Consider the following 11,999-nt stretch of genomic DNA (forward strand, 5'->3'; position numbering starts at 1 on the left):
AGAACGGGAGCAAATCAATGGATGGATGGGGCGATGGTTCCCCATAGGGGAGGGCAGGTCAGAGGATAATGACGCCCTTTTCGCGCATCCGGCGGGTCATCTCGATCATAGATCCGTCGAGATCGATGCCGCGGCTTGCCTTCAATAGCACCGTCACATCAAAGCCCAGCTTGACCGCGTCGAGCGCCGAATAGGCGACGCAGAAATCGGTCGCGAGCCCGGCCATGGTGAGATGGCCGATGCCGCGCTCGCGCAAATAGCCGCCAAGGCCGGTGGGTGTGGCATGGTCGTTTTCGAAAAACGCCGAATAGCTGTCGATGCTTTTGCGAAAGCCCTTGCGCACCACCAGCTCCGCCTTCGTCCATTCCAGGCCGGGGTGGAAATCCGCGCCCTTGCTGCCCTGGATGCAATGGTCCGGCCAGAGCTTCTGGTCGCCATAGGGCATGCCGACGATCTCGAACGGCTCCCTGCCTTCGTGGCTGGAGGCGAAGCTCGAATGGCCGGCGGGGTGCCAGTCCTGCGTCAGGATGACATGATCGAACTGTTCGATGAGGTGGTTGATATCGGGCACGATCTCATCGCCGCCGCTAACCGCCAGCGCGCCGCCGGGGCAGAAATCATTCTGCACATCGATGACAACAAGCGCTTCCTCCGCCATGTGAACCTCCCTCGCGACGCATTTCCTCTTTATGGAAAAGACGTGCGTCAGAAACGCGGTTTCGTCAACTGACAGAAATGGTTCTTGTCATCGCCCGGCAAAGGCGGCTACGAAAAGCGCCAATATAAATGCCCATACGGGAGGAAAAAAACATGCAACGCTCCGAAATCAACGAAATCATCCGCGAAAGCGACGCCTTCATCCGTTCCTTCGGCTATGTCATGCCGCCTTTCGCCTATTGGTCGGCGGAGGAGATGAAGACGCGCACGTCTGATGATGCGGCGGCGATCCGCGATGCGCGGCTCGGTTGGGACATCACCGATTACGGTCAGGGCAAATTCGCCGATCTCGGGCTCTTCCTGTTCACGACGCGCAACGGCAATGCCGAAGACCTGAAAAAGGGCACGGGCATGCTCTATGCGGAAAAGATCATGATCTCGCGCAAGGACCAGCTTTCGCCGATGCATCGCCATATCGTCAAGGCGGAGGACATCATCAATCGCGGCGGCGCGACGCTGACGCTGGAACTCTTCAACTCACTCCCCGATGGCAGCATCGATGAGGAGACGGATGTCACGGTCGCCTGCGACGGGCGGCTCGTCACGCTCAAGGCAGGCGGGCTCCTGAAGCTCACGCCGGGCGAAAGCGTCACATTATTGCCGGGAAATTGGCATGCCTTCTGGGGCGAGGGCGGCGATGTGCTCATCGGCGAGGTCTCGACGGTCAATGACGATCTGACCGACAACATCTTCCGCGAAAAGATCGGGCGTTTCTCGACCGTTGAGGAAGATGTGCCGCCGCTGCACCTTCTGGTGTCCGATTACGACAAATGGCTTGCCTGATCCGGGAGGACAAAGATGGGCTGGAAACCGCGCGCCAATCGATACGAGACGATGAAATATAACCGCTGCGGGCGCAGCGGTTTGCAACTCCCGGCGATTTCTCTGGGGCTGTGGCACAATTTCGGGGATGATACGCCGGACGCGCTGAAGCATGCGCTCTGCCGCACGGCTTTCGACCTCGGCATCAATCATTTCGACCTTGCCAACAATTACGGCCCGCCTCCCGGCTCTGCGGAAATCGCCTTCGGGCGCATCCTGCGCGAGAATTTCCGCGGGCTTCGCGACGAGCTGATCATTTCGTCCAAGGCGGGCTATCGCATGTGGCCCGGGCCGCATGGCGAGTGGGGCAGCCGCAAATATCTGATCGCGAGCTGCGACCAGAGCCTGAAGCGGCTTGGGCTGGATTATGTCGATATCTTCTATTCGCACCGCTTCGATCCCGAAACGCCGCTGGAGGAAACCATGCAGGCGCTCGATCATATCGTGCGCTCGGGCCGGGCGCTCTATGTCGGCATTTCCTCCTATAATTCGAAGCGTACGCGGGAAGCCGCCGCGATCTTGAAAGAGCTTGGGACGCCCTGCGTCATCCATCAGCCGAGTTATTCAATGATTAATCGCTGGGTGGAAGATGACGGTCTCATCGATACTCTGGAAGATCTTGGCATGGGCTCGATCGTGTTCTCGCCACTGGCGCAGGGCATGCTGACGACGAAATATCTCCACGGTATTCCCGAAAAAAGCCGGGCGGCGCAGGATAAGTCGCTGCGTCCAGACTTCATCAACGAGGCGACGATTGCGCGCATTCGCGGGCTGAACGAGATCGCCGAAAGGCGCGGGCAGTCGCTGGCGCAGATGGCGCTCGCCTGGGTGCTGCGCGGCGGCCGCGTCACCTCAGCCCTCATCGGCGCAAGCCGTCCCGAACAGATCGCCGATTGCGTCAAGGCGCTGGACAATGGGGAGTTCACCGAGGAGGAACTGCGCGAGATCGACAATTTGGCCGTGGATGCCAATGTCAATATATGGGCGGCCTCGGCGGAACGGGCAGGGCCGGCGCGTTAATATTGGTTGGCTTAAGCCCGCTGCTTGATGAGGGCGGCGGGCTTGGAATTGACAATCTTTGCCAAACTATGCCATTTTACGGGAAATGGAGGCTGATATGGCAACAATGAACATTTCCCTGCCGGACCCGATGAAAGACTGGGTCGAGGCGCAAGCCGAAACGGGCCGCTACGCCAATGCAAGCGACTATGTGCGCGATTTGATCCGGCAGGACCAGGTGCGCAATGAAAAGATCGCGGCGATGCAGCGCCAGATGGATAAGTCCTTACAGAGCGGCATCAGCACTCTGACCAAGGATGAAATTTTCGCAATGGCGGTGAAACGTGCCGAAGCGCGTCGTGGTAATGACTAATGGGCTTTCGTCTCTCTCGTGAGGCAGTAGAGGACATTTCCCATATTATCGAGCAGGGGATGATTTTATTCGGCCAGGTACAGGCCGAGAGATATTATGATGAGCTGTTTGCGATTTTCGACCTGCTTGCCGCCAATCCTCACATGGCGCGCGCTCGGTTCGAGCTATCGCCGCCACTGCGGGTTCATCCGCATAAAGCTCATCTGATATTTTATCGGATCGAAAATGACGACCATATCTTGATTCTCGGTGTGCGACACGAACACGAGGATTGGCAACGCGAGTATCGCCATTAAAAGGCTGGGCCCTCAATCCACCTTCGTAACCGCCTTCTTCTCATTTGCGATCAGCCAGAGATTGCGCACATAGATCAACAGCCCCATGCCCTGGCCGGCGATGAAGACTGGGTCCTTGCGCTGGATGGCGTAGATCAGCAGCAGCGCGCCGCCGAATAGCGAGAAGAACCAGAAGGCGACGGGCACGACGCTGCGCTTGGCTCTTTCGGACGCGATCCACTGCAAGACGAAGCGCATGCTGAAACAGGCCTGCGCGATGAAGCCGAGAATGACCCAGGCGTCCAATTGCTTGACGAAAACGTCGTGGAACCAAACCGCCAGATTGGCGAACATGTCAGCCATGGGTAATCTCCGTCACACCCGGCACAATTTTGCGGCGGCGGCGCAGCCACCAGACGCCATAAAGATCGAGAATGCCGCGCGCGCCGCGGTCGAGGATGCCGTAATTGGATTTGCCGTGGCGGCGCTCGCGGTCGGTCACATCGACATGGACGACGCCGAACCCCTCGCGGATGACCAGCGCGGGGAGATAGCGGTGCCAGCCGTCGAAGAACGGCAATTGCCGGAAGAGTTCTGTATGCACCGCCTTCAGGCCGCAACCGGAATCGCGCGTGTCGTCCTTTAGCAGCGCGCCGCGCAGCTTGTTGGCGAGGCGGGAGGAAATTTGCTTGAGCTTGGTGTCGGTGCGTTTCAGCCGCTGGCCGGCCGCGATGCCAATGGAGGGGCCGGCGGCGAGAAGCGCATCGGCGAGTTTGGGCAGATAAGCGGGATTGTTCTGGCCGTCGCCATCCATCGTCGCGACGATCTTGCCCTTCGCGGCGAAGACGCCGGAGCGCACGGCTGCGCTTTGCCCGGCGGAGCGGTCATGGCGGATATGGCGCAAGGGCAGGCCGGTCTCGATCCGCTTCGCCAGAACCTCGCCCGTCGCATCGGTCGAGCCATCGTCGACAACGATGACCTCGTAGGCGCGGCCTTTCATGGCGGCGTCCACCTCGTCGAGCAGGAAGGCGAGATTGTCGGCTTCGTTCCGGCAGGGAATGACCACCGAGATCATCGTATCTGTCAATTATCAGTCCTCGAAGCAGATTGCGCGGCTGAATAGCACCGAAAATGGAATATTGCCACGAAGAACTTGGGGGAGGCTTGGTTCTTTTTATTTAGCGCAATGCCGATTGTTCGACGACCTTGTCCAGCCACGCGATAAAATCCCGCGTGATAGCCTCGCGGTTGATCTCGTTCAGGCTCTCGTGCCGGGTTTCGGGGTAGATGCGTTCGGTCACGTCGCCAAAGCCCATGGCCTTCATGCGCCGCGCAAGTGCGGTGACCGCGCTGCCATTGTCCGTTGCCGGGTCGGTTTCCCCGCCGACCAGATGAAACGGTAGATTGCGCGGGACATGGGCGAAGTTTCTGTCGGCTGCCCCCCGGAAGACGAGGTCAAATATATCGATCCACATGCCGACAGAGGCGTCCCAGCCGCAATTGGGATCGGCGATATAGGCGTCCACTTCCGCCTCGTCGCGGGAGAGCCAGTCGAACTCCGTGCGGCGGTTGGGGATTTGGCGCGCCCATGCGCGGAAGGTGAGCTTCGGGAGGGCGCGGCTCGGCACGTCGGAACCCATCAGCATCCGCTCCGCTCGCAGGATGAGTTGCGCGAGCCTTCCAGCGGCGCCGGCGGAAAAATTGGCGTTCCAGATCGCCGCTGCATCGATCGCCTGGGGATGCTCCAGAACATAGGCGAGCGTGATCAGGCCGCCCATGGAATGGCCGAAGATCATTACAGGCAGGCCGGGATGCGCCGCATGGATATGAGCATTGACGGCGGCGACATCCGCAAGAACCTTTTCCGTCCCGTCTCGATGTGAGAACGTGCCTTGCGGCGCATCCGCAGCCCTGGTTTCCCCGTGGCCCCGGTGGTCATGCGCGTAGACATGAAAACCGGCCCCGGCGAGGTTTTCCGCAAAGCGGGCGTAGCGGGCGGAATGTTCGGCAAGGCCGTGATTGATATGAATGACGCCGCGCGGTGCGCCATGGGCCTCTGCCTGCCGCAGACAAAGCGCGGCGCCCGAAGGCGAGAGCAGAGTTTCCGCTTCTTCGAAAGGCACACTAATCTCCCTAATGAACGCTACAAGCTTGATGGTGTGGCGATCCAATAGTCAATTGGTGTTCTGTCATGACTTCGCCATATGCAGGTATCGCTTGAATTGCCTGCTTTTTAATCGCTGCAAATTATTTTTGCAAAGCCGCTTGCTAATTTCAAAAAGCTGCGCAAAAGTGCTTTTCAGAAGACGATATTCAGGGGCTGGCGGGCTTATCGGGGTGTTTTCTTCATTGGCGACATAATCGGCTTTAACGGGAAGTGACTGCGCGGGTTTCGGCCTACGCCTTGGGAAAACTGTCATCAACATTTTACATGCCGCCCATGGAAGAGAGGTGCTTCCGCAAGCGGAACCAGAGGGGAAACCGGGTGACGGAAATATCCGCACCCGGTTTCGCACTTTTCCGGGCGGCGGAATTCTGCCTGATTGCCCCAATCCGCCATTTCGCCTACATAGCGCGTAACTTATCCCATGATTGGAGATCCCGCGCGACATGGCACGCCAATTCATCTATCACATGGCCGACCTCAACAAGGCCTACGGCAACAAGAAGATCCTCGAAAACCTGCATTTGTCGTTTTATCCCGATGCCAAGATCGGCATTCTGGGGCCCAACGGGGCCGGCAAGTCCACGGTGCTGCGCATCATGGCCGGGATCGATAAGGACTATACCGGTGAAGCCTGGCTCGCCGAGGGCGCGACTTGCGGATATCTGCCGCAGGAGCCGGAGCTGGATCCCTCCAAGGATGTCATGGGCAATGTCATGGAGGGCGTCGCCAAGAAGACGGCGATCGTCGACCGTTACAACGAACTGATGATGAATTATTCCGACGAGACTGCGGAAGAGGGCGCGAAGCTTCAGGACATCATAGACAGCCAGAACTTGTGGGATCTTGAAAGCCAGGTCGAGATGGCGATGGAAGCGCTGCGCTGCCCGCCGGCGGATGCAGACGTGAGCACGCTTTCGGGCGGCGAGAAGCGCCGCGTGGCGTTGTGCAAGTTGCTCCTGTCGAAGCCGGACCTGCTGCTCCTCGATGAGCCGACCAACCATCTCGACGCCGAGACGACGGGGTGGCTGGAAAACCATCTGCGCAACTATCCGGGCGCCGTGATGATCATCACTCACGATCGCTATTTCCTCGACAATGTGACGGGCTGGATTCTCGAACTCGACCGTGGCCGTGGCATTCCCTATGAGGGCAATTACTCTGCCTACCTCGAAGCCAAGGCCAAGCGCATGAAGCAGGAGGGGCGCGAGGAAGATTCCCGTCAGAAGGCGCTGGAGCGCGAACGCGAATGGATGGCGAAGAGCCCTAAGGCGCGCCAGGCAAAATCCAAGGCGCGCATCAAGGCCTATGATGAACTGGTCGAGGCGGCTGATAACCGTCGTCCGGGCGAGGCGCAGATCATCATTCCGGTCGGCGAACGGCTCGGCCAAGTGGTGATCGAGGCTGACGGACTGACCAAGGCCTTCGGCGAGCGGATGCTGATCGAAGGGCTTGACTTCAAGCTACCGCCCGGCGGCATCGTCGGCGTCATCGGGCCGAACGGCGCGGGCAAGTCGACGCTGTTCAAGATGATCACCGGGCAGGAAAAGCCGGATGCGGGCTCGATCCGCGTAGGCGAGACCGTGGATCTGGGCTATGTCGACCAGAGCCGCGATCATCTCGATGCCAACAAGACGGTGTGGGAGGAGATTTCCGGCGGCAACGACATCATCAAGCTCGGCAAGCACGAGATGAACAGCCGCGCCTATTGCGGTGCCTTCAACTTCAAGGGCGGCGACCAGCAGCAGAAGGTCGGCAATCTCTCCGGCGGCCAGCGCAATCGTGTGCATCTGGCCAAGATGCTGAAAAGCGGCGGCAATGTCATCCTGCTCGACGAGCCGACCAACGATCTCGACACGGAGACGCTGGCGGCGCTGGAAGACGCGCTGGAGAACTTCGCCGGCTGCGCCGTCATCATCAGCCACGATCGCATGTTCCTCGACCGTCTGGCGACGCATATCCTCGCCTTCGAAGGCGATAGCCATGTCGAGTGGTTCGAGGGCAATTTCCAGGAATACGAGGCCGACAAGATCCGCCGGCTTGGGCCCGAGAGCGTCAACCCGAAGCGGGTGTCGTACAAGCGTCTGACGCGCTGATCATCCTGATCGTTGTTATTTAAGCTTCTTTGCTATAATAAATATGTAGCAAAGGAGCTTTTTTCATGCTTGCGCTACGGCTGCCTCCGAATATCGAAAAGCGTCTCGAAAAGCTTGCCCGAAATGAGGGCAAGACAAAGAACGAATTTGCTCTTGAAGTACTCATGAATCACATGGAAGACTTGGAAGATCTCGCTATTGCAGAACAGCGCATCGCGGAAGGTGGTCCAACAATCTCCCTCGACGAGGTAATGAAGAAATATGCCGAGATCGACAAGGATGTGACGGGTGTGGACGATCAGGATTGATGCCAAGGCAGAAAAGGAACTTGGCCGGCTTTCGGGAATAGATCGGCAGCGTATTCTAAGATATCTTCATCAACGTATCGCTTCTTCCGAAAATCCGCGTTCCATCGGCGAAGCCCTGACAGGCCCGCTTTCTGGATTATGGAAATATCGGGTTGGAGATTACCGAGTGATCGCCAGGATAGACGATCGCGCAATCACAATTTATGTAGTGCGTATCGGCAACCGCTGCGAGGTGTATCGATGACCGCTCCCGTTACCAATCCAAAATCCTCAGACTGGTCCGCCGCCCAATATGTGAAATTCGAGAATGAGCGCAATCGTCCGGTGCGCGATCTCATCGCGCAGGTGCCTCTCAACGCGCCCAAAAAGATTGTCGATATCGGTTGCGGGCCGGGCAATTCGACCGAACTTCTGGCGGCGCGCTGGCCGGATGCGGATATCTCGGGCTTCGATAGTTCGCCCGATATGATCGAAAAGGCGAGGGCGCGGCTGCCCAAGCTTCACTTCAAGGTTGGCGATGTGGCGGATTGGACGCCGAATGGCGATGTCGATCTGTTGTTTTCCAACGCCGTTTTCCAGTGGGTGCCAGACCATGTCACGCAGCTGGCGCGGCTTTTCGACGCGTTGAAGCCCGGCGCGGTGCTGGCGGTGCAGATGCCCGACAATCTTGCCGAGCCGACGCATCGGCTGATGAGCGAGGTAGCGGGGGATGCGCGGTGGGCCGAACGGATTGGGGCAAAGGCACGCGCGCCCCTGCCGCCCGTTTCCGCTTATTATGACGCGCTGTCGCCAAAGTCCGCGCGCGTCGATATCTGGCACACGATCTATTATCACCCGCTGGCGGGCGCGGAGGCGATCGTCGAATGGGTGAAGGGGACGGGTCTCAGGCCTTTCCTCGATCCGCTGAATGCGGACGAGCAGGCACAATATCTCACGGTTTATACCGCGCGCATAGCCGAGCATTATCCGCTTGCCCGCGACGGGAAGGTGCTCCTGCGGTACCCGCGTTTTTTCCTCATGGCACAGAAGGCCTGACTTCATGACAGACCTTTTATCGCCTCTCGAGAACAAGACGATGCCTGAAATCGTGCCCGGTCGCAGGATTTCCGGCAGCGTTGCTGGTCTCTTCGATGCGCGGCACGGTCATTTCGGTACACAGGCGACAGATAAGCTGGAACTGTCCTTCGAGGGTATTCTTGGAGATTACCATGCGGGGCTGACGCGCAAATCCGGAGGGCGCGAACCATGGTATCCGCGCGGCACGCAGATGCGCAACGAGCGCCAGATTTCACTGGTGGCACCGGATGAGCTCGACGCCATTGCCGGCGGTCTTGATATTGTCGAGGTCAAGCCGGAATGGATCGGCGCGAATATGGTGGTCGAAGGTATCCCGTTCTTCTCGATGCTGCCGCCGCGCACGCTGTTGTTTTTCGAAGGCGGTGTGACGCTGAAGGTGGACGGCCAGGCGTCGCCCTGCAAATTTTCGGGAAAGGCGGTGGCCGGACATGCCGGAGCCACCGACGTGGCGGCCATGTCGCTGGAGTTCGTCCGGGTTGCGAAACGCCTGCGCGGACTGGTGGCCTGGGTGGAAAAGCCCGGCACGATAATGTCTGGCGAGAAGGTCGAGGCGCGGATACCGGAGCAATGGTATTACCCCGGCTAATCGCTGGCTTTATATGCCTTCCTCCTCATCCGCGCTCAACAGCCTCGTCCCACGCCATTCCGTCAGTTTGGCGTTGATTGCGTCGAGCACGAAGAAGCGGGCGGAATCCTTGTCGTAGCCTTCGTCGCGCAGCGCGTCGTAATCGGTGTAGGCGTGGCGGATATGGGCGATCGTCGCCAGCCATACGGCGATGGAGGGCGGTAGCGTCTTCATGTGCGGGGCCTGAGCAGCTGCACGGATCGGCTCGGAATCGGAATAGGGAACCACCGGTAGGAGTGCCGTCAAGGCCTTGCCGATGGCGCGCTGCCGTGCCGTACCCGTGCTCATTTCATTCTGTCCTTTCAGTGCAGCTTAGAGTGCCGCAGCCATCTTATTTGGAAAGCTAGCCAATTTTTTGCTGTGCTGAGCTCCTGTTCCGGGATCATGTTCGAGATAGTTTATGCTTGCGCGGTGATCAATTTTCACATAAACATATCTTTATGTCTTTCGCGTAAGTCGCGCATCGGAACCGAGCCATGAGCAATACCAGTCTTCATCTCGACCAGATAGTTGATACGCTGAAAGCAGCGGCGGAATCCAGCCGCCTGCGCATTCTGGCGCTGTTGTCGCGCGGCGATCTGACGGTTTCAGACCTCACCTCCATCCTCGGCCAATCGCAGCCGCGGGTTTCGCGCCATTTGAAGCTGCTGTACGAAGCAGGGCTGATCAACCGCTATCAGGAAGGCGCCTGGGCTTATTTCCGGCTTTCCGACGAGGCGGTGCGTGGGGCAATCGCGCGGGCGCTAATCGCCCGGCTGGATAGCGCCGATCCGCTTCTGGAGCGCGATCTGGAGCGGCTTTCGGCCGTCAAATCGCAGCGCCTGGAAAAGGCGACGGCCTATTTCAGCGCCAATGCCCATAGCTGGGACCGCATCCGCCTGCTGCATGTCTCCGAGAGTGCGGTGGAGGCGGCGCTGAAGCGGATCGTCGGCAAGACGCCGTTTCAGGCGATGCTCGATGTCGGCACCGGCACCGGGCGGCTGCTTGAGCTTTTCTCACCGCTTTATGTCCGCGGCGTCGGCATCGACATCAACCGCGACATGCTGACGGTGGCGCGCGCCAATCTAGACCGCGCGGGCATTACCAACGCTCAAGTTCGGCAGGGCGATATCTATGCGTTGCCGGTGGAACGAGAGAGCTTCGATCTCGTCACCATTCATCAGGTGCTCCATTTCCTTGACGATCCCCATGCGGCGATCCGGGAGGCGGCGAGGGCGGTGCGGCCTGGCGGGCGACTGTTGATCGTTGATTTCGCGCCGCATACGCTGGAGTTCCTGCGCGAGGAGCATGCTCACTTACGCCTTGGTTTCAGCGATGAACAGATGCGCGGCTGGCTGGCCGAGGCCGGGCTTGCCGTCGAGGACATCCAGGAACTGGAATCGAAGGGCGGTGAAGCGGGGCTGACCGTAAAGCTCTGGCTTGCCCGCGATCCGCGCCTGATTATTGCCGACCCTGTCTCTTCCTCCCAAAACACGACGGAGAGTGTTTGATGAGTGTTTTCGGTCTTTCCCGCCGTCCCGATATCGGACAGACGACGCGGGTTTCGTTCGAGTTCTTTCCGCCGAAGACGGAGGAGATGGAAACGCGTCTCTGGGAAACGGTGACGCGGCTGGCGCCGCTCAAGCCGGAATTCGTGTCGGTGACCTATGGCGCAGGCGGCTCGACGCGCGAGCGCACAGCGCGCACGGTGGCGCGCATCCTCAAGGAAACCGACGTGACGCCGGCGGCGCATCTGACCTGCGTCGATGCGACGAAAGAAGAGGTGGACGCCGTGGTGCGCGAGTTTGCGAGCCTCGGCATCAAGCGTTTCGTGGCGTTGCGCGGCGATCCGGCGGCGGGCATCGGCGCGCAATACCGGCCAACTCCGGGCGGTTATCACAACGGCGCCGAACTGGTGGCCGGGCTGAGAGCCTTTGCCGATTTCGATATTTCCGTTTCCGCATACCCTGAGAAGCATCCCGAAAGCCCGGATTTCGCCACCGATATCGACATGCTGAAGCGCAAGGTCGACAATGGCGCGACGCGGGCTATCACCCAGTTCTTCTTCGATAATGATCTCTACGAGCGCTATGTCGAGCGTGTGCGCCGAGCGGGCATCTATATCCCGATCCTGCCGGGCATCCTTCCCATACATAATTTCAAGCAGGTGACGAATTTCTGCGCACGGTCCGGGACGCACGTTCCGGCCTGGCTGACGGAGCGCTTCGACGGGCTGGAGAATGACCCGCAGACGCATATGCTGGTCGCCGCCGCCGTCGCCGCCGAACAGGTGCTGGACCTCGTCGAGCGCGGCGTGCAGGATTTCCACTTTTATACGATGAACCGCGCCGATCTCGCCTTCGCCATTTGCCACATGATCGGCATTCGCCCGCAAAAGCAGGGAACGGATGCGGTGGGCGCCAGCCTGGCGGGCGCTGCGGCATGAGTATGAAAAAGCCCGGACGCTATTGAACTGACCCCGTAAAGTTGGACAGTTTAAAGGCTGGGACGATTTAAGGGCTGGGTCCTGTATTGTACAGGGCTCAGCCCTTTGAGTTTCATTT

16 protein-coding genes are annotated in these 11,999 nt (G+C 59.3%); 11 read left to right on the forward strand and 5 right to left on the reverse strand.

Annotated elements, in window-relative coordinates; translation table 11 throughout:
- Window positions 1–58: 58 nt before the first annotated feature.
- Window positions 59–658: a bifunctional nicotinamidase/pyrazinamidase gene (gene pncA, locus C7477_RS15980; RefSeq protein ID WP_110753947.1), complete on the reverse strand. Its 600-nt coding sequence runs from the start codon at window positions 656–658 to the stop codon at window positions 59–61.
- Window positions 659–810: 152 nt separating this feature from the next.
- Here pncA and C7477_RS15985 point away from each other — a divergent pair, with 152 nt between their 5' ends.
- The 4 genes from C7477_RS15985 to C7477_RS16000 all read left to right on the forward strand — a co-directional run bounded on the left by C7477_RS15985 (window position 811) and on the right by C7477_RS16000 (window position 3,207).
- Window positions 811–1,500: a D-lyxose/D-mannose family sugar isomerase gene (locus tag C7477_RS15985; RefSeq protein ID WP_110753949.1), complete on the forward strand. Its 690-nt coding sequence runs from the start codon at window positions 811–813 to the stop codon at window positions 1,498–1,500.
- A 15-nt stretch (window positions 1,501–1,515) separates the two neighbouring features.
- The gene (gene mgrA / locus C7477_RS15990) at window positions 1,516–2,559 is read left to right on the forward strand and encodes an L-glyceraldehyde 3-phosphate reductase (protein ID WP_110753951.1); all 1,044 of its coding nucleotides are present in this window, start codon (window positions 1,516–1,518) and stop codon (window positions 2,557–2,559) included.
- Window positions 2,560–2,656: 97 nt separating this feature from the next.
- Entirely contained in the window at window positions 2,657–2,911 is a 255-nt protein-coding gene (locus C7477_RS15995) for a type II toxin-antitoxin system ParD family antitoxin (RefSeq protein ID WP_110753953.1), read from the forward strand.
- Entirely contained in the window at window positions 2,911–3,207 is a 297-nt protein-coding gene (locus C7477_RS16000; protein WP_110753955.1) for a type II toxin-antitoxin system RelE/ParE family toxin, read from the forward strand. The genes C7477_RS15995 and C7477_RS16000 overlap by 1 nt, the downstream gene beginning before the upstream one ends.
- 12 nt (window positions 3,208–3,219) lie before the next feature.
- On the opposite strand, the gene C7477_RS16005 is transcribed toward C7477_RS16000, so the two are convergent.
- The 3 genes from C7477_RS16005 to C7477_RS16015 form a co-directional block, all read right to left on the reverse strand.
- Window positions 3,220–3,549, reverse strand: a complete 330-nt coding sequence (locus C7477_RS16005) for a lipid-A-disaccharide synthase N-terminal domain-containing protein (RefSeq protein WP_110753957.1) — start codon at window positions 3,547–3,549, stop codon at window positions 3,220–3,222.
- Window positions 3,542–4,261, reverse strand: a complete 720-nt coding sequence (locus C7477_RS16010) for a glycosyltransferase family 2 protein (RefSeq protein ID WP_110753959.1) — start codon at window positions 4,259–4,261, stop codon at window positions 3,542–3,544. The genes C7477_RS16005 and C7477_RS16010 overlap by 8 nt, the downstream gene beginning before the upstream one ends.
- Before the next feature lie 103 nt (window positions 4,262–4,364).
- Window positions 4,365–5,309, reverse strand: coding sequence for an alpha/beta hydrolase (locus C7477_RS16015; RefSeq protein ID WP_110753961.1), 945 nt, complete (start codon window positions 5,307–5,309; stop codon window positions 4,365–4,367).
- 487 nt (window positions 5,310–5,796) lie between these two features.
- Here C7477_RS16015 and ettA point away from each other — a divergent pair, with 487 nt between their 5' ends.
- The 5 genes from ettA (at window position 5,797) to C7477_RS16040 (ending at window position 9,417) form a co-directional block, all read left to right on the forward strand.
- Entirely contained in the window at window positions 5,797–7,446 is a 1,650-nt protein-coding gene (gene ettA / locus C7477_RS16020) for an energy-dependent translational throttle protein EttA (RefSeq protein ID WP_110753963.1), read from the forward strand.
- A 65-nt stretch (window positions 7,447–7,511) separates the two neighbouring features.
- A complete protein-coding gene (gene relB / locus C7477_RS16025; RefSeq protein ID WP_110753965.1) occupies window positions 7,512–7,754 on the forward strand; it encodes a type II toxin-antitoxin system RelB family antitoxin in 243 nt (80 codons plus the stop codon).
- Window positions 7,735–7,998: a type II toxin-antitoxin system RelE family toxin gene (locus C7477_RS16030; protein ID WP_110753967.1), complete on the forward strand. Its 264-nt coding sequence runs from the start codon at window positions 7,735–7,737 to the stop codon at window positions 7,996–7,998. The genes relB and C7477_RS16030 overlap by 20 nt, the downstream gene beginning before the upstream one ends.
- Window positions 7,995–8,789 carry a trans-aconitate 2-methyltransferase gene (tam, locus tag C7477_RS16035; RefSeq protein WP_110753969.1) on the forward strand — a complete coding sequence of 265 codons (795 nt, stop codon included), beginning with the start codon at window positions 7,995–7,997 and terminating at the stop codon, window positions 8,787–8,789. The genes C7477_RS16030 and tam overlap by 4 nt, the downstream gene beginning before the upstream one ends.
- Before the next feature lie 4 nt (window positions 8,790–8,793).
- Window positions 8,794–9,417, forward strand: a complete 624-nt coding sequence (locus C7477_RS16040; RefSeq protein ID WP_110753970.1) for an MOSC domain-containing protein — start codon at window positions 8,794–8,796, stop codon at window positions 9,415–9,417.
- 9 nt (window positions 9,418–9,426) lie between these two features.
- Here C7477_RS16040 and C7477_RS16045 read toward each other — a convergent pair whose 3' ends face one another.
- Window positions 9,427–9,744 carry a DUF2293 domain-containing protein gene (locus tag C7477_RS16045; RefSeq protein ID WP_110753972.1) on the reverse strand — a complete coding sequence of 106 codons (318 nt, stop codon included), beginning with the start codon at window positions 9,742–9,744 and terminating at the stop codon, window positions 9,427–9,429.
- A 188-nt stretch (window positions 9,745–9,932) separates the two neighbouring features.
- Between C7477_RS16045 and C7477_RS16050 the strand changes: the two genes are divergently transcribed.
- Both C7477_RS16050 and metF read left to right on the forward strand, forming a co-directional pair.
- Window positions 9,933–10,946, forward strand: a complete 1,014-nt coding sequence (locus tag C7477_RS16050) for an ArsR/SmtB family transcription factor (protein ID WP_110753974.1) — start codon at window positions 9,933–9,935, stop codon at window positions 10,944–10,946.
- Window positions 10,946–11,881, forward strand: a complete 936-nt coding sequence (gene metF / locus C7477_RS16055) for a methylenetetrahydrofolate reductase [NAD(P)H] (protein WP_110753976.1) — start codon at window positions 10,946–10,948, stop codon at window positions 11,879–11,881. Before C7477_RS16050 ends, metF begins: the two co-directional genes overlap by 1 nt.
- Window positions 11,882–11,999 lie beyond the last annotated feature (118 nt).

The sequence above is a fragment of the Paramesorhizobium leguminum genome, assembly GCF_003217235.1.
Classification (GTDB): domain Bacteria; phylum Pseudomonadota; class Alphaproteobacteria; order Rhizobiales; family Rhizobiaceae; genus Paramesorhizobium; species Paramesorhizobium leguminum.